This is a genomic window from Ruegeria sp. SCP11 (assembly GCF_040329455.1).
In the GTDB taxonomy this organism is placed as follows: Bacteria; Pseudomonadota; Alphaproteobacteria; order Rhodobacterales; family Rhodobacteraceae; genus Ruegeria; species Ruegeria atlantica_E.
This window is the reverse complement of the sequence record NZ_JBDZYG010000003.1, coordinates 152,247-174,112: the sequence shown is the minus strand read 5'-3', so window position 1 is coordinate 174,112 and position 21,866 is coordinate 152,247. Positions and strand designations below refer to the sequence as shown.

Genomic DNA, 21,866 nt, shown 5'->3' with positions numbered 1-21,866 from the left:
TCAGGCTGATGCCCCGGTGGGATCGGTATGCAAGAAGTTGTCTGCGCTCAGATTACTCAGGTCATCCAATCCGTTGAATCGAGCAATTGTTTCGACGGCAGCAGAACTAGGAGCTGAATACCCGACTTTGACCAGAACGCTGTCTGACCCATCCGTTGCCATTACATAGATCTCGTCGCCGGTCTGAAGTCCGGTAAAGCTTTCGACGGCGGTTTCGATCGTGTTTTCGTTCAGATCGTTCAAAACCGTTGTCAGACCAACGACACCAATGTCTGCTCCAGCCGTTTCGCCAACCTCCAGAGTTTCGAAATCCGTTCCATCTCCGCGCAGGGTTCCAATACTCAGACCGCTGAACATCAGAGCATCGGCAATATCGACCGAAGATCCGAGAGTGAAACCCGTCACCGTATCTACACCATTCGCGGCTGGGTCGGCCTCAAAAACGATGATGTCGCGCCCAGCATTCGAAACATCAATCGCGTCATCGCCGTCTTGGCCGCGAATGACATTATCCACCTCGGTTGCAACAAGTGTATCGTCACCGTTGGTACCGATCTGGAAGACCGATGGCCCGCCGTCAGAAGTCGTGATCGACAACTCAATGGGTTTACTTGGGTCGATGACGGTCATGTCGAACGTCAACATTGGTTGGCTTGCATCAGCGAGAGGCGGTCCGAAACTTCCTATGCGGACCAACGAAGCGCTGATTGGGTTGGCTAGCAGAGTAGAGATTCCGCTTTGGGCAGTGTCGAAAGACACAACGGACGGGTTAAATCCCAGATCCATTTGCACAGAAACTCCGCCCGAGAAATCCCGGTCCGCGTTAGCGTAGACTTCAAAGGTTACGGTGTTCCCACTGATGCCAGCTTGCGTGATGACATAGGCAGCAGGTTCGTGCGCTGTGTTGTCGTCAACTGCGTTCAGGGGGTCCGGCCCGCCCGAAACTGTCGCACCTGCCGAAAAATTCAGATCATCGCCGGCATCAAAACCCGAGAAGTCCGAAGCAGGAACGGTGAGCGACCAGGAGCCATCGGCGCCGACCGATGCTGAGCCGACCGACACACTGTTCAATGTAACATCTACAGACTGACCAGCACTCAGCCCGACTGATGATCCAGAAACGGTCACTCCGGAGTTTTGCGCGTCGGTCAGCGAAACTGCGCCATTGGAACCAACCGGGTCAATGGTCAGAATAGGTCGCAAATCCGTGGTCAAGGTAGTCGTTGACGGAGTGGCGGCGTTTCCTGCCTGATCCGCTACGCTTGCAGTGATGGGGTAGCCTGTGCTGTCCGAGAGGGCCGCCAAGTCGGCCGTGGGAACCGTTGCGGACCAAATACCGCTGGAAACCATGCCGTTGTATGTTTGACCGTTCAGCGTAACAGAGACGCTCTGACCATCTTCGGCGCTGCTGGTCCCCGATATGATAAGGTCGCTGCCCTGTTCAGTCACGTCCAGTTCATTCCCAACCGGAAGGGGATCAAGTGTAACAGTCGGAGCGGTGAAGTCCGTTGCAAAGTTTTTGGTATCGCCCGAGGTGTTGCCTGCTGCATCGGCGACGGATGCGTCCACATCATACGAGATGCCGTCCTGCAAAGAGCTCAAATCTGAGGCTGAGGCCGTATAGCTCCAACTGCCGCTGTTTACTGTTGCGGTGCCGCTGACATCGACCGTCCCGTCTGGACGGGAGACTACAACCGTGACAATTGCGCCGTCGGCAGCGTCGGAGGTACCTGTTACCGTCAAGTCTGTACCTTGTTCCATGGCGTTCATAATCGCGCCATCCGAGAGGCTGCTTATGTTTACAGTAGGTGCCGTGAAATCCGTGGCGAAACTAGCGTTGGCTTGAATGGCCGGGTTGCCAGCTGCGTCGAGCACATCCGCGGTGACTGGTACGGTGGTGCCATCGAAAAGAGCCGCTAGGTCTGCCGCAGGAACGGTAACAGACCATGTACCGCCTGAGGCTGCCCCGGTATAATTCAGACCATTCAATGTAACATTCACCATCTGCCCGTCTTCGGCGGAAGTCGCGCCGGTGATTGTCAGATTTGTTCCCCTTTCGGCTGCGTTCAGAATTGACCCATCCGAGAATGAGTCGATTGACAAAGTTGGCGCGGTTGCATCTTTAGCTAAAGCCACGCTTGCCTGCGGTGCGACCAACCCATTGAGGTCCGTAACATCTGCGGTGATCGTAAAACTCCCGCCATCGGCAAGGGTCCCCAGGTCGACCGCAGGAACTGTCACGCTCCAACCACCGCCGGAGACTGTGCCCGTATAGGTTTGGCCGTTCAAGGAAATCGTGACCTGCTGGCCATCCTCGACATTGCTGGTCGTGCCAGAGATCGTCAGATCCGATCCTGCTTCTGCAGCATTCAATACTGCACCTACGGATAACGGAGAGATGGCAACGGAGGGGCCGGTCAAGTCGACAGACACTGATGCCGAGGCAGGAACTGAGACGTTGCCCGCTGCATCGCTGACCGTGGCAGTGACGGCGATGGGAACTCCTGTTGACAGTCCACCAAGATCGGCGACTGGAACTGTCACGCTCCAAACCCCACCAGACGCCGTGCCCGCATAGGTTTGACCGGCAAAAGTAACTGTAATCGGCTGACCATCTGCTGCTGAAGTTGACCCTGTAAGAGTGAGGTCAGTGGCCACGTCGATCAATTCAATAGAGCCACCGGCGACCGGGGCCAGCGAGATTGTTGGGGCGGTAAAATCCGTTTCAAAGCTGGAATCCGCTTGCGATGCCGGGTTGCCTGCCCGATCGGTGACGTCAGCAGTGACTGCTATAGTCGTGCCATCCGGCAAGGCGGCTAGGTCCTCGGCAGGGACCGAGACACTCCATTGTCCGCCTGCAACGGTCCCAGTATAGTTTTGCCCGTTGAGTGCGACGGTGACCGTTTGGCCGTTTTCTGCATTGGTTGTCCCGGTAACGGTCAGATCGGTCGCCTGTTCGGACACGTTCATAACCGCACCGTCCGAGAACCCAGATATCGCTAGGGTAGGCGGGATCGTGTCCACATCAAATGTGACTGTCTCGGTCGACAATTCCATCCCATCACTGTCGAGGTTTTGGAACGTTACTCTCTGAACTCCTTGCGGAATCGCCGCGGCCTCGGCTGGGGTAAGCGATACGACCCAACTCCCGTCGGCTGCGGGCGTCACGGTTTTGGTGAGTGAGCCGATGGAAACTTCGACCGTGTCCGTACCGTCTGGTGCGGTCAGGTTCAGGCGGTTGCTGCCAAGTGCGTCGGACTGTGTACCTGCCAGATTGAGTACGGTGTGGCTGGGCGTGAGCGCGGGTGCTGGTTCGTCATCCCCACCACCACCACCACCGCCGCCGCCTGCCGCTGCTGCAGCCCCAGCCAGACCAAGCCCCCCCAAAGCGGCCGTGGTTCCACTGAGGCCTCCAGCGACGGCGGCACCGCCTACTTCAGCTAGGCTGAACTGAGCGATTTCGGAAACGACTCCTTCGGCGATCATGATGGCGCCGCTATCCAGCACTTGCACATTTTCAGCTGCGACAATCATTTTGCGGCCGTCAGCCAGTTTCAAAAGAACATCGCCATTGTCCAACAGTTTGACAGATCGGACGCCGGGGATCGTTTCCGCAAACTGAAACGCATAGAGTTCTTCAATGGTGGCCTGCGCCAAAGCTGGCAAAGCTAGAATAGTTGACCCGAGCCCACCGGCGAGGCCGCGTCCGACCCAGCGGCGCATTTTGCTGTCAATCCACTGGCGGATGTTTTGCTTACGTTCGAAATCAAGCTGGTTATCAACAGGATTGATTTTGGATTCTTTGGTCATCTTGCCCTCACATGTGGTTTCCGCATCAGCCTGAAGGATCCAGTTTGGGTTCATCTTTCTTTCCCTTCGGTGGCTCCTGCGGTCGGACCAGAAAAATTTGAGTTAAACTGGAGCCGAACTCCTCGGTTTCTTCACATTCCCGCTTTGGTTTCAGACTGGGCATCGGATCATCCTTTAGTCGGTGCCAGATGTGGCGTGGGGTGATTGGATATGGTGCTTCAGTTCGAAGGTGTGGTTGCAACGGGGAGCGCAGCGCTCGATTCAGGTATCGGCGATACGGCTTTAAAAACGTTTAATGGCGTCACGTATCTGTACAGCGTGACCGGTCCTGCTGGTGGAATTGCGGTTTGGGAGTTGGTCGATGGTGCTCTGCCGCAGTTGCAGGACACCGAGTATTTTGGCGGAACGATCACGCATCAGGTCGGTCGCAGCGGTACGCCGGTCTCGCTGGCCGGGGAAGATTTGCTTGTTCTCGACGTTCGTTTGGCAACGGAGCTGGTTGGGTACGCCTTGAATCCAAACGGAACCTTGGGCCCTCTGCAGGAAACCGGAACTCTGGTTGGCGGAGGTGATATCTCTGCTCTTGTTCAAATCGGTGATGTGCTCACTATCGCGCATGAAGGTACCGGGCAAATCATCAGCTATACCTTGAATGGCGACGGAACATTAAGCGCGTCGACCTCGGTCACAGCAGAGGCTGATTCGATGCAGGTGGTTCAATCCGGGTCGCATCACTATGTTATCGCCGTGAATGCAGCGAGTGGGGTTATAAACACTTACACTGTCAATGAATCTACTGGTGCGCTGGGTGTCGTGGATAACTCCGAGGCGCTTGCAACCCTGGGGATCGCGACGCCTTCTGCGGTTGAAGCCGTTCAAGCCTATGGACAGTCATGGTTTATTGTGGCCGGGGCCGGTAGCAACTCGTTAAGCGTGATGGAGCTGGTGGCTGACGGGCGTTTGATACCGACCGACCACGTTTTGGATTCTCTGCATACTCGGTTTGAAACGGTGCAGGATCTTTCCGTGGTCGAGGCCGACGGGCATGTGTTTGTCGTGGCCGGGGGCGGGGATGACGGTGTAACCCTGTTCAAGTTGACCCCAGGTGGTCAGCTTGTGCATTTGGACAGTTTCGAAGACACACTACCGAGCGGACTGCGGAATGTCGAAACGCTGAGCGTGGCGCGTATTGCTGATGAATTGCAGATTCTGGTCGCCTCGCAACAGGACGCGGGGCTGACCCAACTGACGGTTTCGATTGAAAACTTGGGCGTTGTGCGAGACGGATTCGGTACAGTCAATGGAACTGCAGAGGATGATATCCTCAGCGGAAATGTGCTGGAATCTACGCTTGTGGGCGGTGCCGGTGACGACATTCTGATCGCCGGTATTGGTGCAACTACGATGCACGGCGGGGCCGGAGCGGATATCTTTGTCATGAAGTACGGCGGTGACACGACGACAATAAATGGGTTTGTCGCCGGGACTGACAGGTTGGACTTGTTCGACTATCCACTGTTGCGTTGGCCGGAACAACTGACATTTATCGGCACGTCGCAAGGGGCACAGATTGAATACCGTGATGAGGTAATTGTCATCAATTCCGAGAACGGTGGGCCGTTGACCAGTGAAGATGTGTTCGGAGCAGGTTTCGGCGGACCCGATCACATCCCCGTCGACTTTGAGGATTTCGGAGTGCTGGAGCCAACCAGTTCAGACGGGGTTCAGGGCGACATCATGGTCAACTCAGAGACTGCCAATCCCGGATTGTCCGACGCAGAAATTCGGTTCACGCCGGATGGAGGTGGCACCATCAGTGCGCGCGCAGATGATGAAGGGCGGTTCGATCTGGGCTTGCCGTCGGGGTCGTTTACGGGCGAATTGGACATCGTCAAAACATATTCCACGGCCAGCTCGGAAATCACTGCGCTGGATGCGTTGCAGGTTCTTCGTATCTCGGTCGGATTGGACCCAACCTGGGGACCAGCGGCACCCGAAAATCTGATTGCGGCAGATATTACACAGGACGGAACCGTCACTGCGTTTGACGCGTTGGTGATTCTACAAGTGGCCGTCGGGTTGCCCTCGGCGCATGATGCGGAATGGGTTTTCCTGGACGATGACGCCGACCTGTCAGGCATCACCAGTGCAAACGTCAATTATGAGACTGGCGTTGACGTCACGGCGCTGGACAACGTCATCACCACTGACATGACGTCGATCCTGCTTGGCAATTTGGAGCCGGTCTAGAACGGGCGCTCTGGCTATTCGCGGAAGGCCCTGTTGAAGTAATCGGTCAACGGCTTCACCAGATAAGACAACGGAGTTCTTTCGTCAGTCTTGATCATGGTTTCCACGGGCATGCCCGGCAAAAGGGGCTGTCCGTTCAGCCGTTCGATCTGGTTTTCTTCAGGTATAACCTCGGCACGATAGAATGTTTGCCCGCTGGCCTCGTCAGTGAAGGTATCCGCCGAGACAGTGATGACCCGGCCTTCAATTTCGGGCGTTTCCCGTTGGTTGAAAGCGGGGAAGCGCAAGGAAACGGGCTGTCCGATATGCAACTGATCCACGTGGATCGCGTCCACGCGTGCCGCTACCAACAGGGGTGTGTCCTGAGGCACGATATACATCATCGGTTCTGCTGGCTGAATTACTGATTGCAGCGCGAAGACCTGACTGCCGTAAATCGTTCCGGCTACGGGCGCGCGAATATCCAGTCGCGAAAGCCGTACATCCAGCGACAAGCGACGTTCGGCCAGTTCTGAAATTTGTGTCTGCACATCCCGCAATTCGGTGATTGCCTGCTCGCGCCGTGTGGCGGCAAGCTCGACAATTTCGATTTCAGTGGCGGCAATCTGGCCGGTTAGGCGCGCAACAGTGGACTCTAACTGTCCGATCTGGCCGGTCAAGTCGGCCTCTTCCCGTTGCAGGGCAGAAACGCGGCTGGCCGCGGCGAGGCCTCGGTCAAACAGGCTTTGCTGATCTTTCAACTCATCCTGAATCAGATCGACCTGACGGCGATAAGATACCAGCTGGGCATCGGTGCCTTTAATTTCGCTCTCAATCTGGTTGCGTTGTTTTCCCAACTGTTCAATTTTCTGGTTCAAGGTCTCCAGGCGTGCTTCAAACAGGCGTTGTTGGCCCGCGATCAGCTCGGGATCGACGTTTTCCTGCTCTCGAAGCGCGGCCAATTGGGGTGCCAACGTTTCCACATCAGCGCCGTCACGCTCGGCCTCAAGTCGGATCTTGCGGGCCATCAATTCAAAAAGCTGAGATTCAACGATGGTCTTTTCCGACGACAGGAAGGTATCGTCCAGACGCACGAGCAAGTCCCCATCAGATACGGCATCGCCGTCGCGGACGAAAATCTCACCAACGACACCACCATCGGGGTGTTCGATCACTTGCCGATTGCTTTGGACCTCGATGTTACCTTGCGAGATTATGGCTCCGGCCAATCGCGTCTGAACTGCCCAAACACCCAGCCCGCCGACCAGTATTGCCAGCGCCAGAAAGCCTACGAATGCCGGTATCGTGATGTGCCATACCGGGCGTGTGTTTTTATCCGCTTTATCCTGCATCTTTTTTCACCTGACTGAGGCCACGTTTGATTGCACTGGCGTTCTGAACCATTGCGCCCAACACCTCATCTCGGCTTCCGGTTTTCACCACCTGTCCTTTTTCGACCACGGCCAGATCGTCACATTCCGAGATCGCTTGCGGGCGATGCGTCATGATGATGGCCGCTTTGCCAGCCATCTTCAGCCCGCGAACAGCCGCGTTCAGCGCTTCGGTCCCCTCGGCATCCAGAGCCGAGTTTGGTTCGTCAAGAATCAGCAGAACCGGGTCGCCATAAAGCGCGCGAGCCAAGGCAATACGTTGCTTTTGGCCGCCAGACAGCTGGCTGTCATTGCCTTCCAGAAACGTGTCGTAGCCTTTGCTCAGTGATAGGATCAACTCATGCGCATTGGCTTTTTTTGCCGCCGCTACAACGGCCGCAGGGTCGGGATGTTCTGACATACGGGCAATGTTTTCAGCCACTGTCCCATTGAACAGGGTGACCTCTTGCGGCAGGTAGCCGATATGTTGGCCCAAGTCGGTCGGATCATATTGATCCAGTGTTGCGCCGGCCAGCCGGATTTCTCCGGCTGCTGGTTGCCACAAACCCAACAGCGCTTTGGCCAGTGTCGATTTTCCCGATCCACTCTTACCGATGACACCAAGGGCCTTGCCCGGCTCAAGGCGCAATGTCACGTTGCGCAGCGTTGGTTTGTCTGCGCCCGGCGGAATAACGGTCAGCCCCTTGGCCGTCAGCTGCGCTTTGGGCACAGGCAGTTTAGTGCGCGGGTTTTCGGGTGGCGTAGCGTCCAGAAATTGGTTCAGCGATGTCCACGCCGTTCGGGCGCGTTGGACCATTCCCCATTGGCCAACAGCCTGTTCAACCGGCGCAAGCGCCCGACCCAGCAAGATTGACCCGGCAATCATCGCCCCAGGGGTCAACTCGTTACGAAGCACCAGCCATGCGCCGAGAGCCAGCATCGCCGATTGCAGGAACAACCGCAGCGACTTGGTCAATGAAGTAAAGCTGCCGGTCCAATCACTGGCGGCAATTGTCTCGCTCAGAGCATTAGTCCGTTGCTTTTGCCAGCGATGGGTGATGTCTTCTTGCATTCCTTGGGAACGCACAACTTCCGCAGCTTGTCTGGCGTGTTCAGAAAAAGCATTGGCTTGGGCTGATGCCCGTTGCGCTGATGCGACCTTGCGATGCGTCAAGCTTTGGTTCAGCAGAGCGATCAGGATCAGCAGGGCTCCACCCGCGACTGCCAGCCAGCCAAGCATGGGGTGGAACAGAAAAATCGCTGCCAGAAACACCGGTGTCCACGGAATGTCCATGACGGCCAGTAAGACCGGTGAGGAACACAAATTTTGTATTGCTTCCAAGTCGCGCAAACCAGTTGCTGGTGCGGACCGAGCCTGCGGGAACAGGGACCGCCGCAGTGTTGCGTCAAACACGCGCTCGTCCAATTGCGACTGGAAACGGGCACCAAACCGAGCCACGATGCGCCCACGGGCATAGTCCAGCATCGCCATCAATGCGTAAAGTAGCGTGACCAGCAAAAACAGGGCGGTCAGGGTTTCAACTGCCCGCGAACTCAGCACTCGGTCATAGACTTGCAGCATGAATAATGGCCCGGTCAGCATCAACAAGTTGACGAAGACACTGAACAGGAACGCAAGGGCCAGAAATGTCATTCCTTGATTGCGCACCTTACGCAGTTCATGGCGGGGCGGCATCATGCGGTTTACAGTGTTCACGAGCAGGGCCTTTGGTAACTGTTGATAGCGAGGCTACTTTGCTCTTTCCGGGCGATCGTTCTCAGTCTATGCCGCAATGCCAAAAAAAGCGAGAACTGGTGGATTAAAGAAATGTATTGGGTCGTCAATCAACGACCCAAAAGCTGAAGGGTATGCGCCGATTCATGCCGAACTCGAACTGAAATCCGCCGAAAAGCTCGAAAATGAACGTGCCAATTCGGAATTCAAGCGGTCGTGTAGGCATGGCAGATGGTTCCTCGTCTGCCTGCTGGAACCGGTGAATGGAGCTTTGTGCAAATTTGAACAGGTGATTGGTTTGAGACTGGTTGAGGAGGTCGGCGCTTCGGCCCGTTTGATCTGGTCCACGTGCTGCCTGCGACTGTTTGAACGCGTGTTGTCGGCCTTAAGGCCTACCAAACAGTCGAAGCATCGCTTGGGATTTTGCACCTGATGTCGAATTCAGTATTCGTGCGGAACGATACATAGGCTTACGGCTCTGTCGCAGACATTCGCCCCCTCTGTCTGAGGTGAAGTCCTCATACTAGTGCCGTAATAAATATCAACAGTGGCAGATTTTGACACTACCAAACACGGGAGTGCACCGCCGGTTGTCGACAAGGCGCATCACCTGAAGTGAAGTTGCGATCGAGTTCTTTGCGCGTGCATTTGAGCTAAACCGGCTGCCCGGTTTCCACAGATATCGTCAGGCGAATATTCCCAACAAGTTTCCGTGAGCAAGATCATCGTTTAAACAAACGGAGAATCCGATTGATGCTGGGTTGCAAATCTATTGCATCCGCATCCGTAACATAGGACGGGCTTGAAGTTGCACAGATGATCCGAAAGGGTCACATCGGGGCGACAGAGCCATTTTAGTGCGATTTTGCATTCCACCCGACGTTAAACGCGCTCATTCGAGCGCTCGTAGGAGGTGCTGGCGGATCTTCTGATCTACTCTGGTACCTTGCAGATCGACGATACCGCTTTTCGAGAATAGCTCTCGAACAGAGCGGTAATTCTCAGCTCTTTTCCAAACGACAGGAGAAGAGGTTGGTGCTCGCCCAGACAATGAAGCCAGATAAGACATAGTGCCGAACAATAGCTTGGATTTGTCGCGATGAGGCTTGTTTAAAATGTACAGGCTTAGGGGCGCGTCAGGGCCGCGCTCGGAATCGACGACAAAGACCTGCCCTGCGCGGAATGCGGCTTTGCCATCACATCTTGTCCAACGGCGTGCCGATGACTTCCCTTCGCTCAGCGCTTCGACGACCCTACTGTAGACCGTCCCGTTCCGCTCATCCAAAAAGGCGACGTTGATGATGGCTTTGGTCGGATCGTTCGGGGCGCGAAAGAACACCTGATAAGATCCCAGAAAAGGTCGCAGCCGTTGCAGATCCCCTGGGAACACATCGATCAGGGGGTCACGCCGTCGGTCCGCCTCGGTTTTCGCTAACTGAGTGGTGTGGCGACGCAACTCTGCGGGGTCTCCCAGCAAGATATGCTCGGCCACATCGAAGAACCGGCTGATACGACGCAAGTTGTTGGGCGAGGGCATGTTGCGGCCGTTGAGGTATTTGGCGAATTGCTGGTGGTTGATGCCAATCTCTCTGCAAACGGCGGCCACCGACGGGTAATCGGCACAAAGGTGGCGCAGGTTTGCAGCTAAATCCTGGTGCATAAGCGGTTAAGCCTTTGGTCGCATAAACTCGCTAAAGAAAGCATAATGTGGCGTTATTGTTAAGCCTGAAATGGTGCGTGATCTTGCGGGCAACAGAAGGACACCCAGGGGAGGTCAGACAATGGACAAGTTTCAATACGTGCGGCGGATGGAACAGCGCCTGCAATTGCGTCAGGTGGATCGCCGTCAATTCATGCGTGGTGTTCTGGCCACCGGCATGACCGTCAGTGCAGCGACGCTTTTGGCGGACCGGGCGACCGCGGCGACGCCCAAAAAGGGCGGCAGCATGATTGCCGGGATCGGTCATGGCGGAACAACCGAGCAACTCAATCCGGGGCAGATTTCAGCGGGTTTCCTGATTCCGCTGAGCCTGGGCATGAACGGTTTCCTGACCGCGATTGACGCGGACAGCAACGTGCAGCCATCGCTTGCGAAGTCCTGGGAAGCGTCGCCGGATGCATCGGTCTGGACCTTCGAGTTGCGCGACGGGGTCGAGTTTCACAATGGCCGCACGGTGACGGCCGAGGACGTGATTGCCTCGATCAATTTTCACCGCGGCGAAGGGTCAACCTCGACCGGGGCGCCTTTGCTGGCCGGCGTAAAAGAACTGCGTGCAGACGGGCCACAAACCATTGTTTTTGAGCTTGAGGGCGGCAATGCGGATTTCCCGGCAATTCTCAGCGATTACCGTTTTGGCATTCTCCCGGCAGAGGGTGACAGCATTGACTGGCAATCCGGTATAGGCTGCGGGGCCTATCAGCTGAAGGATTTCCAGCCGGGCATCTCGGCGGATCTGATACGTCACGTAAATCACTGGAATCCTGATGTCGCGCATGTCGACGAGTGGAAGCTTCTGGTGCTGCTGGATACAACGGCACGTATGGCAGCGCTGTCGGCGGGTTCGGTCGACATTGCGGACAAGGTAGATCCCAAGACGGCCAAATTTGTCTCGCGTGACCCCAACGTCACGCTGCATTCGGTTACAGGTACTCAGCACTATTCCTTCCCGATGCTGACCAATGTCGCGCCGTTTGACGACAACAATATTCGTCAGGCAATCAAATGGGGTATCGATCGACAGGAGCTGGTCGACAAGATTCTGCTGGGCTACGGCGAGGTCGGAAATGACCATCCAATCGGGTCCGGTCAGAAGTATTTCAATGCCGAGTTGGAACAAAAGACTTTCGATCCGGACAAGGCCAGGTACTTCCTGAAACAGGCTGGGTTGGACTCGCTGGATGTCGAACTCTCGTCATCTGACGCCGCCTTCCCCGGCGCAGTGGACGCGGCGACGCTGATATCGAACTCGGCTGCGAAATGTGGAATCAACGTTTCTGTCAAACGTGAGCCAAATGATGGCTATTGGTCCGAGGTCTGGACGAAAAAGCCTTGGTGCGCCAGCTATTGGGCCGGACGACCGGTCGAGGATCTTATGTTCTCACTGGCGTTCCAATCCGGTGTCGCCTGGAACGAATCTCTCTGGTCGCACGAGAAGTTCGATAAGATTCTGGTTGAGGCCCGGGCTGAACTGGATACCGACAAGCGTCGCCAGATGTATGGTGAGATGCAGGATATCGTGGCCAATCAGGGCGGTGTCGCGATCCCGATGTTTGCGTCTTATGTTTTCGCCACGCGCCCAACTGTCGGCACGCCCGAGAAATTCGGCTCGAATCTCGATCTGGATGGAAGCAGCTTTATGGAACGTTGGTGGAAAGCGGAATAGCTGCTTTAATATGTTAGCATCGCAGAAGAAAGGAGGATGGCTCTTGCAGTCATCCTCTAACGTGTCGGGGATGGGACTTCTATGAAACTCTTCATTGCAACTTTGTCGACTGAGACGAATACCTTTTGCACCATGCCGACCGCAATGTCGGGTTTTGAGGAATACTTCCTGCGCCATGGCACAGCGACCCAAGATCCGCCGAACCTCATGACCGAGGCGCTGCACGTCTGGCGCGAAAAAGCCAACGTATTGGGTTGGCAGGTCATCGAAAGCCTAACCGCTATTGCCGAACCCGCAGGGCCAACCACGCGCAGTTGTTACGATGCGCTGAGCGACGAGATTCTTTCTGATCTGGCAGAATGTGGCGGTGCGGATATCATTCTGCTGCAACTTCACGGCGCGATGGTGGCCGAGCAAATCGAGGATTGCGAGGGCGACATTCTGGCCCGCGCGCGCGCCCTGTGCCCGGACGCAACGATTGGCGTTTCGCTGGACCTGCATTCTCACCTGACGGAGAAGATGCTGGAGGCCAGCGATCTGATCGTGCATTTCAGGGAATACCCGCATGACGATGCAACAGCCTGTGCGGTCGAGCTGTTCGAGCTGGCACGGCGTTCACATGCGGGTGAGATCACTCCACAAATGGCATTTTATGACACCCGTATGGTGAACCTCTACCTGACCAAAGCCGGAGTGATGAAGGAGTTTGTGTCCGAGATGGCCGCAGTTCAGAACAGACCGGGCGTGCTGTCGGTTTCATTGAGTCATGGTTTCCCCTGGGCAGATGTCGAAGATGTTGGAGCGCGAATGCTGGTTATTACGGATGACCAACCACAACTGGCCGTACAACTGGCTGAGGAGTTGGGTCGGCGTTTCTTTGAGTTGCGTGAAAAGGTAACCACCCGATATCTCCCTATCCCTGAAGCGCTTGATCATGTCGGCACGCGGTCCGGCCTGTGTGTCCTTGCCGATATGGGTGACAACTCCGGCGGTGGTGCCCCTGGCGACGCCACCCATTTACTACAAGCCATGCTGGCTCACGGAATGACGAACTTTGCCAGCGGCCTGTTCTGGGATCCCGGGGTGGTGCGCATTTGTCAGGATGCGGGCATCGGCAGCAGGTTGGCGCTTCGGCTTGGTGGAAAAACGGGGGTGGTTTCGGGGGACCCAATCGACTTGACCGCACGGGTCATGAATATCGAAACGGGCTTGGGTCAGCATCTCGGTACCGGTCTTGAACCCATGGGTACCGTTGTCTGGTTGCGCCTGGAAGGCGAGATAGACCTTCTGGTCAACGATCTGCGTGTTCAGGTTTACCACCCTGAAGCCTTCGAACAGATCGGTATCCGGCTGGCCGGAAAATCGGTGGTGGCGGTGAAATCCCTGTTCCATTTCTATGGCCCGTTCAGCCAAATCTCGGATCACATTCTTCAGGTTGCCAGCCCCGGCGGAACCCAGCCGGCGTTTGGCGACCTCGCACTGACCAAACGAAAACTACCGTTCTGGCCCGCGGTTGCGCAGCCATTTGCGGATGAGTGCCTTGCGGATGCCGGATAGCAGTTTCACTCGACGATCCGAGCGGAGAGAATCCAATCGCGAACAATCTCGGCCTCTGGTGTCAGAGGGCGAGTTTTAGACCAGACCAGATAGAATCCCTTTCCGGTTCTCCAAGTCCATTCGGGCCGCGCGGCCAGCAAACCCTGCTGAATCAACGGATCGACAATGTGGTGCCAGCCGAAGGCAAAGCCCTCACCCGCCATTGCCGCCTGCAGAACCAAGGCATAATCGTTTAGGCGCAGACCACTGCGGGGCGTGACTTCGGTGATGCCGAACTCGCGGAACCATTGATCCCACGAAGGGCGCTCGCGGATGGGTTCTTCCAGATGAATAAGACGTTGGTTCAGCAGGCCCGGCACACTGCGCAGGTTCACTGCCGCAGCCATGACGCGGGGTGCAGCGACGGGATAAATCACCTCGTCAGAAATCAACTTTGCCTCGCAATCGGACCAGTTACCATCGCCGAGCCGTACCGCAAGGCTGATGGTTTCAACAGTCAGGTCCGGTTCGCGGTCGCTGGACTGCAGGCGCAGGTCAATATCAGGGTGATTTTGCTGAAAAGACGCGATGCGGGGCATCAGCCAGTAATTGTTGAACGCCGAAGAGGCGCTCAGCGTGACGTGATCATTGCTGGCAAACTGCCGGATCGAGGCGGCGGAATGTGACAGCATCTCAAATGCGCGGGTAACGTCGGCAAACAGACGGTTTCCCGCATTTGTCAAAGTGATGCGGCGATGGCTGCGCCGAAAGAGAACCACGCCAAGCGATGTTTCCAGTTGCTTGATCGAAGCACTAACCGCCGGTTGCTGTACGTTGAGCTCCTGTGCCGCTCGCGTAAAGGACTGTAGGCGCGCCGCGGCTTCGAAGACGACCAGATGACGGGGTGAGCCCAGTTGTTTCCAAAGATCTTGCATAACCTGTGTTTATGCTAAGCATTCAATTTTTCAAGCGTCACAACGCTTTTTCATAGGGCTAGTATCACGCGAAATATTGGAGTGACTCAAAATGGCTCGGCGCACACGTCAATCTCGTTCCCGCAGTCCCGAAAAGGGTTCGGTTCCGGCATCCCCTTATATCCAGCGCAGCTTGGCCTATTTTGATGTTCTGAACGAAGAGGATTTGACCCGCCTCGAGGCGCAGGTCGACTGGATTTTCGAGGATGTAGGGATCGCCTTCCGTGACGACCCCGAAGCACTGGACTTGTGGCGCCGTGAAGGCGCTCGAGTTGAAGGCGACATTGTTCGCGCTGATGCTAATTGGATACGCGATTTGTGTTCGAAGGCACCCAAAAGCTTCAAACAGGTCGCGCGCAACCCTGATCGTTCGGTGGTGATCGGGGATGGCAATCAGGTCTTTGCCCCGGTCTACGGCGCGCCTTTTGTGCGCGACCTGGAAGGCGGGCGACGCTATGGCGACATCGAGTCATTCGAGAAACTGGTCAAGCTGACTTATATGCATCCGAACCTGCATCATGGCGGCTTTGTCACCTGCGAACCCTGTGACGTTCCGGTCAGCAAACGCCATCTGGACATGATGTTCGCGCATATGACCCTTAGCGATAAACCGCATCTGGGCGCGATTACCGAGATGAGCCGCGCGCAGGACAGCGTCGAGATGGCCGAGATCGTCTTTGGTGCGGATTTCATGAACGACAATTGCGTGATCATGGGCAACGTGAACACGAACTCGCCACTGCTGGTGGACCGGGTGGTCACCGAGTCGGCACGCGTCTATTCGGCACGCGGGCAGGGCCTGATCGTGGTGCCATTCATCCTGTCCGGTGCCATGGGTCCGGTCAGCACCGCAGCCAGTGTCGCCCAAGCCATGGCCGAGGCGATGATGGTCTGTGCCTACGTTCAACTGCTGCGCCCCGGTGCGCCGTTCGTTCTGGGTAACTTCCTGTCTTCGATGTCGCTGAAATCCGGTGCGCCGACCTTTGGCATGCCCGAACCGGTCATGTCGAACTATGCCATCGGTCAGCTTGCCCGCCGTGCCGGTTTGCCGTTGCGTTGCGGTGGTTCGCTGACCGCGTCCAAGATCGAAGACGCGCAGGCGGCTTATGAATCCGCGGATTCAATGCATTCAACCATGCTTGCGGGGGCGAATTTTGTGCTGCATTCAGCCGGTTGGCTCGAAGGTGGCCTCTGCACCGGCTTTGAAAAGCTGATCATGGATGCCGATCGTCTGGGATCCTACCAAAAGGTTCTGAGCCAGGGTCTAGACACTAGCGAAGAGGCCTTAGCCCGCGACGCCTACGGAGAGGTTGAGGCCGGTGGCCACTTCTTGGGCAGCGCCCACACCATGCGCAATTATCAAACTGCATTCTATGAGCCGAAACTCAGCGACAGCGAGAACGTCGAAAGCTGGGAAGAGGGTGGGTCCAAGGACATGCGCCGCCGTGCTTATGAGCGCTGGAACCAGATGTTGAACGAATATCAACCGCCCGCGATGGATGAAGCCAAGAAGGAAGAGCTGGCCGCCTATGTCGCCCGCCGCAAGGAGGAGATTCCCGATGCCTGGTATTAAGATCACCGGTCTTCGGGCAACCCCGGTCAATATCCCGCTGGAAAAGCCGATGTGGTGGACCGGTGGGCATTACCCGGGCACCTCGAAAACCATTATCGAGATCGAGACCGATCAAGGACTTGTCGGGCTGGGTGAGGCGCCGTCGGTTGATGTTGTGGACTCGATCCGCGCGATGGGTGAGCGTTTAATTGGTGCTGATCCGCTGGATGTTGCGGGCTGTGAGAGCTTGTGCGTCCCGCCGTGGCAGATTGTTCAGAACACCGACGACAGTTCGGTGGTTAAAGCCTTTGGTGCGATCGAGATTGCCCTGTGGGACCTGCGCGGCAAGGTTGCGAATGAACCTCTGTACCGTCTGCTGGGTGGTGCGGTGCGCAAGGAAATCCCATTCACCGAATATTTCGGGTTCCGCGAAGGCGGCGAGATGAGCCCCGAGGCCGTGGCCGAATACTGTATCCGCATGCGCGAAGAGCATGGAAGCACTATGTTCGAAGGCAAGCTGATCCTTGGCAACCCCGAGCTTGAGATCGATACTGTCAAAGCTCTGCGCGAAGGTCTGGGGCGTGAGGCGATGATCCGTCTGGACAGCAACATGCAGTGGAGCTTGCCTACCGCTATGCGCGTCTTCCGCGAGATCGAGCCTTATAACATCCGAAACTACGAAGACCCGGTTGCCACGTACGAAGAGATGGCCGAACTGCGGCGACATTTCACCATCCCGATCTCGACCCATGTGCCGGATATTCGCAAGGCAGTCGCCTTGGGTGCGCCCGATTATATCGTGACCAACTTTGCCGTGCTGGGCGGGATTGCCCGCGCCGTGCGCTTTATTGGCGCGTGTGAGGCGATGGGCGTGGGCTTCTGGTGCTATTCCGGCGATGCCGGGATCGCGACGGCAGGATACCTGCACATGTCTGCGGCCATGCCGTGGATTTCCGAGCCATCGCAATCGCTGTTTCGCTGGCAGATCGGCGACGTCATCGAAGGCGGGCCCTTCCGTCAGAAAAACAACGTGATCTCTGTTCCCGAAGGCCCTGGCCTCGGCGTGACGCTGGATCGCGACGCCCTTGCGTATTGGCACAACCATCTGGTCCAAAACGGACCGTTGGACCATTTCCATGACCCTGCACTGCCCGGCCGCTTCCGCCGGTTGCCCCTGAACTAAGAAGGACACCCCATGCCTGAGATTCAAAAAGACGAAAGCACGTCTGGCAAAAAGCTCCCGTCCCACGCCAAGGTTGTTGTCATCGGTGGCGGCGTTGTTGGCTGTTCGATCCTGTTTCACCTGGCCAAGTTTGGCTGGAAAGACGTTGTGCTGCTTGAGCGTGATGAACTGACTTCGGGTTCAAGCTGGCACGCCGCCGGTCAGATCCACACGATCAGCTCGGACCCCAACATCTCGCGCCTGCAGAGCTATACCATTGATCTGTACAAAGAGATCGAAGAGACCTCGGGTCACTCGGTCGGCCTGCACATCACCGGCGGTTTCTATGCGGCCTCGACCAAAGAATGGTACGATTACCTCAAGCGTGAACGCTCGAAAGCCCGCTACATGGGTCTGCATCAAGAGTTCATCAGCCCCAAGGAACTGGCCGAGCGTCACCCGCTGATCGACCCGAAGCATTATTACGCAGCCCTCTGGGACGAGCAGGACGGCGACCTCGATCCCTCGGGCGCGACCTATGCGTTTGCCAAGTCGGCCCGCGTGCATGGCGCGCAATACTTCACCCATTGCGGCGTGACCGACATGAAGCAGCGCCCTGACGGCAGCTGGGATCTGACCACGCCCAAAGGCGTGATCAACGCCGAGCAGGTGGTGAACTGCGGCGGCCTGTGGGCACGTGAAGTTGGCCACATGTCCGGCATCCACCTGCCGGTACAACCGATGGAGCACCACTATCTGATCACCGAAAAAATCCCGCTGATTGCTGAACGTATGGAGAGCATGGGCGAAGCGGGTCGCCTGCCTGCCGGAATCGACTATGAGGCCAACATTTATTTCCGTCAGGAGCGTCAGGGCATGCTGCTGGGCACCTATGAGCCCAAGTCGACCCCGTGGAAAGTGGACGGCACGCCTTGGGATTTCGGGCATGAGTTGCTGCAACCCGATCTCGACCGCATCGCTGACCGTCTGGAAATGTCGTTCGAGCGTATCCCGACAATTGGTGAGGCAGGGATCAAAGATATGATCAACGGGCCGTTCACCTTTGGCCCCGATGGAAACCCGATGATCGGTCCGGTTCCGGGCATGAAAAACTACTGGGTCGCCGTGGGTGTCATGGCGGGCTTCTGCCAGGGCGGCGGAGTAGGCCTGACCATGGCCGAATGGATGATCGACGGAGAGCCCTCGATCGACGTCTGGGCGATGGACGTGGCGCGGTTTGGAGAGTTCGCGACGCCGGACTGGGGCACTATCAAGTCCTCGGAAAACTACGAGCGTCGCTTCGTAATGACTTTCCCGAACGAAACCCTGCCCAAGGGCCGGATGCAGAAAACCACAGCGCTTTATGATCGTCTGGTCGAAATGGGTGCGCTGATGGGGCAGGGTTTTGGGCTGGAAAACGCTCTATGGTTCGCCGACAACGCCGAAGACGCGCATGAAACGCCGACCTTCGAGCGCAACCGCTCACACGACTACGTGGCCCGAGAGGTCAAGGCCGTGCAAGAGGCGGTCGGTGGCATCGAGATCGCCAACTTTGCCAAGCACGAATTCAAAGGTGCGGGCGCGCGTGAATACCTCAACAAGACGCTGGCCGGATACGTCCCGAAACCTGGCCGTCTGGCGCTGACGCCGATGCTGACCGAAAAGGGCCGCCTCTATGGTGACCTGACCGTTGCGTGCTTAGGCGATGACCACTTCATGCTGTTCGGCTCGGGCGCGATGCAGGATGCGCACCGCCGCTGGTTCGAAAAGGACCTGCCTGCGGATGTGACTTATGCCAACGTCTCAGACGACTGGCATGGCATCGCCCTTTCGGGGCCGAAATCGCGTGAGCTGCTGGCCCGCATCACCCGCGACGATGTCAGCGCCGATGCGCTGAAGTTCCGCGATCTGCGCCAGTCCTTCGTCGGCGGCGTGCCGGTGATCCTAAACCGCATCTCGTTCTCAGGCGAGTTGGGCTTTGAGATTTACTGCCGCCCGCAATACTTGCTGCGTCTGGCCGAGGCGATCGAAGAGGCCGGGGCCGATCTGGGCTATCGCTGGTACGGCGCGCGTGCACTGATGTCACTGCGCCTTGAAAAAGGCTGGGGTGTCTGGACCACCGATTTCCGCCCAGACTTCAATGCAGTCGAATCCGGGATGGATGTCTTCATCAACTGGAAGAAGGACTTTGTGGGCAAGGAAGCCACGCTGAAATTCAAGGAAGAAGGTGTCGCCCGCAAGCTGGTCACCATGACCATCGACGTGGACGGCATTGACGTTTCCAACGACGAGGCGATCCTGAAAGACGGCGAAGCCGTTGGCTACGTCTCCTCGGGCGGCTACGGCCACCGCGTCGGCAAGTCGATGGCGATGGGCTATGTCGCCACCGAATGCGCCGCGCCGGAAACAAAACTACAGGTGGAAATCCTGGGTGAGTTCTACGAGGCCGAAGTGTTGGGTGGTCCTCTTTATGACGCCAATGGAGCGAACATGCGGGGCTAGACGGGGATGTTTGTCTACATCCCTGAGTTGGTCTCGCCCGACCACTTCAATTTGCACGGTTGCGTGACACTATGAAGTTAACCAAGCGACCAGAATCCTGGGCCCGTATTCCATGTACACGTTGCTCTCAGTCGAGCGTTATTGCGTCACGTGTCCATGGCGGCGGTACGGCGCTCACGAAATTATACGGGCGTAATCTCGTGGTCAGGCAGGTGAAACAGGTGTGCAGTCAACGGATGTTTAGCAAACTTCTTGCGGGAGAATCCGTCATCGTTCTTGTGACGAATTCATCTCACGAGGTGCGAGAACTGCTTATCTCGGCCACCTCTGTGCAGGGGAACTGATGCTTCCTGTTCATGTTGGCGACTTCGATGCCATCCTGTGCTGCCGCCGCAGATCGGAACGCCTTGAAGCCGCGCATGTGCGTCACGCGTCGCTTAAAAAACCTGTGATCCTGTTTCGCGAGGTTTTTAGGTATTTTGACCTGACAGTTTGTGCTTTGACAAGACAAGCAAGCAGCTTCAGGATCTTGTATAAAGCCCGAAAGAGGCACATCTATTTGCTGCGAACTCAAACGTATGTTTCGTCCATCCGCCAAGACTTCAGTGTCTGGTGTTTTCTGGCTTGGGCGCGGTCAAAAACAAAAGGCGAATAATTTGTTACCCAACGGTTCAAAGCGGCGTGATCAACCCGCACTCTCGTCTATTCGGAACCAAATGTGTGCAACACATCCCAAGGAGACTCTGGAGAAGATGGAGGCGTAGCAAGTGGATGCCTCTTCTGCCGAGTCAAAGGTTTTTGAAGACGCATGATCTTTCCCCGGCCCTATTTAGTCTGGGAATCACTCAAAATAAGTATCGTCGCAGGAGTTTTGAAAGGCATCCATTCCTGTCTGCTTTCCAAGACAAAACAGCTTCTAATTTTCAAACCGGTCCCGTTCGCCGGAGCCAGCTTGACGGATTGCTCATCTCAAAGGTGCCTGCAGGAAACGTTTTCATTTAGCTGCCGCTCTTCTCGCCCTGCTTTTCTTCTGAGTCGTTCCGGTCGTTAGGGTGAACTATTGCCTAACATTTGACCGTTGAAATGCCGCAGGGCTAACAAACCGCTAGTGTGGTTCAGCGCGAGCGCTATTCCTACTCGCCTATCTCCAGCGATGCTGGCGGTGGCCACTATTGGGATACTACAGGCGAAGCCCTTGTACTTAGTTTGGGAGAGGATCGTTATTTTTTCGAGTTGATCTCAGAGACCATCGCCGTACGTAATACCTATGACACCGGCCGATTGGCGAACTGGCGCAACAGTATATTCGGATTCTTCCACGCCTTTCTGGGTTTGAAGGTTTTCAAAAAGGGAGGTGTGCCAATAGGCAAAATATCTCTGCGTTTGATACTTGATTTTATTCGTCGGAGTGAGAGGATTCGAACCTCCGACCCCTGCCTCCCGAAGACCGGTGCAGAGAGCCAAGTCATTGATTTTTCGTCAAAGGAGCCCTGTTTCTTTGGCGTCATCTCCAATCAAACCAGCCAAGTTCAGGTTCGGCAGGTTCATTGAACCTCAGAGCACTGTCTACATGGTCCGCTAGTTATCGTGGTCTATGTTCAGTGCTAGTTTGT

The 21,866-nt window shown here is 56.4% G+C and carries 13 protein-coding genes; 7 read left to right on the top strand and 6 right to left on the bottom strand.

Annotation, left to right across the window (positions count from 1 at the left end):
* Entirely contained in the window at positions 1-3,864 is a 3,864-nt protein-coding gene (locus ABLN94_RS06325; protein ID WP_352990525.1) for an Ig-like domain-containing protein, read from the bottom strand.
* Positions 3,865-4,020: 156 nt separating this feature from the next.
* Between ABLN94_RS06325 and ABLN94_RS06320 the strand changes: the two genes are divergently transcribed.
* Positions 4,021-6,060 (top strand): hcalcium-binding protein, encoded by a 2,040-nt coding sequence (locus ABLN94_RS06320; RefSeq protein ID WP_352990522.1) that lies wholly within the window; start codon positions 4,021-4,023, stop codon positions 6,058-6,060.
* Between the two features lie 14 nt (positions 6,061-6,074).
* Here ABLN94_RS06320 and ABLN94_RS06315 read toward each other — a convergent pair whose 3' ends face one another.
* The 3 genes from ABLN94_RS06315 to ABLN94_RS06305 form a co-directional block, all read right to left on the bottom strand.
* Positions 6,075-7,391 (bottom strand): HlyD family type I secretion periplasmic adaptor subunit, encoded by a 1,317-nt coding sequence (locus ABLN94_RS06315; RefSeq protein WP_352990519.1) that lies wholly within the window; start codon positions 7,389-7,391, stop codon positions 6,075-6,077.
* Positions 7,381-9,108 (bottom strand): type I secretion system permease/ATPase, encoded by a 1,728-nt coding sequence (locus ABLN94_RS06310; protein WP_417750507.1) that lies wholly within the window; start codon positions 9,106-9,108, stop codon positions 7,381-7,383. Before ABLN94_RS06310 ends, ABLN94_RS06315 begins: the two co-directional genes overlap by 11 nt.
* A 928-nt stretch (positions 9,109-10,036) precedes the next feature.
* Positions 10,037-10,804, bottom strand: a complete 768-nt coding sequence (locus tag ABLN94_RS06305; RefSeq protein WP_352990516.1) for a helix-turn-helix domain-containing protein — start codon at positions 10,802-10,804, stop codon at positions 10,037-10,039.
* A gap of 121 nt (positions 10,805-10,925) precedes the next feature.
* Here ABLN94_RS06305 and ABLN94_RS06300 point away from each other — a divergent pair, with 121 nt between their 5' ends.
* Entirely contained in the window at positions 10,926-12,527 is a 1,602-nt protein-coding gene (locus tag ABLN94_RS06300) for an ABC transporter substrate-binding protein (RefSeq protein WP_352990513.1), read from the top strand.
* An 81-nt stretch (positions 12,528-12,608) separates the two neighbouring features.
* Positions 12,609-14,084 carry a M81 family metallopeptidase gene (locus ABLN94_RS06295; RefSeq protein ID WP_352990510.1) on the top strand — a complete coding sequence of 492 codons (1,476 nt, stop codon included), beginning with the start codon at positions 12,609-12,611 and terminating at the stop codon, positions 14,082-14,084.
* Positions 14,085-14,089: 5 nt separating this feature from the next.
* Here the strand turns inward: ABLN94_RS06295 and ABLN94_RS06290 are convergent, their stop codons facing one another.
* Positions 14,090-14,998: a LysR substrate-binding domain-containing protein gene (locus ABLN94_RS06290; RefSeq protein ID WP_352990507.1), complete on the bottom strand. Its 909-nt coding sequence runs from the start codon at positions 14,996-14,998 to the stop codon at positions 14,090-14,092.
* Between the two features lie 91 nt (positions 14,999-15,089).
* On the opposite strand from ABLN94_RS06290, the gene ABLN94_RS06285 reads away from it, so the two are divergent.
* The 3 genes from ABLN94_RS06285 to ABLN94_RS06275 are packed head-to-tail and all read left to right on the top strand — an operon-like array spanning position 15,090 to position 20,253.
* Positions 15,090-16,610: a trimethylamine methyltransferase family protein gene (locus ABLN94_RS06285; protein WP_352990504.1), complete on the top strand. Its 1,521-nt coding sequence runs from the start codon at positions 15,090-15,092 to the stop codon at positions 16,608-16,610.
* A complete protein-coding gene (locus tag ABLN94_RS06280) occupies positions 16,597-17,772 on the top strand; it encodes a mandelate racemase/muconate lactonizing enzyme family protein (protein WP_352990501.1) in 1,176 nt (391 codons plus the stop codon). Before ABLN94_RS06285 ends, ABLN94_RS06280 begins: the two co-directional genes overlap by 14 nt.
* Before the next feature lie 12 nt (positions 17,773-17,784).
* Positions 17,785-20,253, top strand: a complete 2,469-nt coding sequence (locus ABLN94_RS06275) for a GcvT family protein (protein ID WP_352990498.1) — start codon at positions 17,785-17,787, stop codon at positions 20,251-20,253.
* Positions 20,254-20,545: 292 nt separating this feature from the next.
* On the opposite strand, the gene ABLN94_RS06270 is transcribed toward ABLN94_RS06275, so the two are convergent.
* Positions 20,546-20,764: a DDE-type integrase/transposase/recombinase gene (locus ABLN94_RS06270; protein ID WP_417750506.1), complete on the bottom strand. Its 219-nt coding sequence runs from the start codon at positions 20,762-20,764 to the stop codon at positions 20,546-20,548.
* 599 nt (positions 20,765-21,363) lie between these two features.
* Between ABLN94_RS06270 and ABLN94_RS06265 the strand changes: the two genes are divergently transcribed.
* Positions 21,364-21,804, top strand: a complete 441-nt coding sequence (locus tag ABLN94_RS06265; protein ID WP_352990495.1) for a hypothetical protein — start codon at positions 21,364-21,366, stop codon at positions 21,802-21,804.
* The last annotated feature ends 62 nt before the right edge of the window (positions 21,805-21,866 follow it).

Bases quoted from the DNA above. Each gene is read 5' to 3' on its own strand.
- ABLN94_RS06285 (WP_352990504.1), top strand. From the start codon at position 15,090: ATGGCTCGGCGCACACGTCAATCTCGTTCCCGCAGTCCCGAAAAGGGT.
- ABLN94_RS06305 (WP_352990516.1), bottom strand. From the start codon at position 10,804: ATGCACCAGGATTTAGCTGCAAACCTGCGCCACCTTTGTGCCGATTAC.
- ABLN94_RS06275 (WP_352990498.1), top strand. From the start codon at position 17,785: ATGCCTGAGATTCAAAAAGACGAAAGCACGTCTGGCAAAAAGCTCCCG.
- ABLN94_RS06280 (WP_352990501.1), top strand. From the start codon at position 16,597: ATGCCTGGTATTAAGATCACCGGTCTTCGGGCAACCCCGGTCAATATC.
- ABLN94_RS06295 (WP_352990510.1), top strand. From the start codon at position 12,609: ATGAAACTCTTCATTGCAACTTTGTCGACTGAGACGAATACCTTTTGC.
- ABLN94_RS06300 (WP_352990513.1), top strand. From the start codon at position 10,926: ATGGACAAGTTTCAATACGTGCGGCGGATGGAACAGCGCCTGCAATTG.
- ABLN94_RS06310 (WP_417750507.1), bottom strand. From the start codon at position 9,108: ATGATGCCGCCCCGCCATGAACTGCGTAAGGTGCGCAATCAAGGAATG.
- ABLN94_RS06315 (WP_352990519.1), bottom strand. From the start codon at position 7,391: ATGCAGGATAAAGCGGATAAAAACACACGCCCGGTATGGCACATCACG.
- ABLN94_RS06325 (WP_352990525.1), bottom strand. From the start codon at position 3,864: ATGAACCCAAACTGGATCCTTCAGGCTGATGCGGAAACCACATGTGAG.
- ABLN94_RS06290 (WP_352990507.1), bottom strand. From the start codon at position 14,998: ATGCAAGATCTTTGGAAACAACTGGGCTCACCCCGTCATCTGGTCGTC.
- ABLN94_RS06320 (WP_352990522.1), top strand. From the start codon at position 4,021: ATGGTGCTTCAGTTCGAAGGTGTGGTTGCAACGGGGAGCGCAGCGCTC.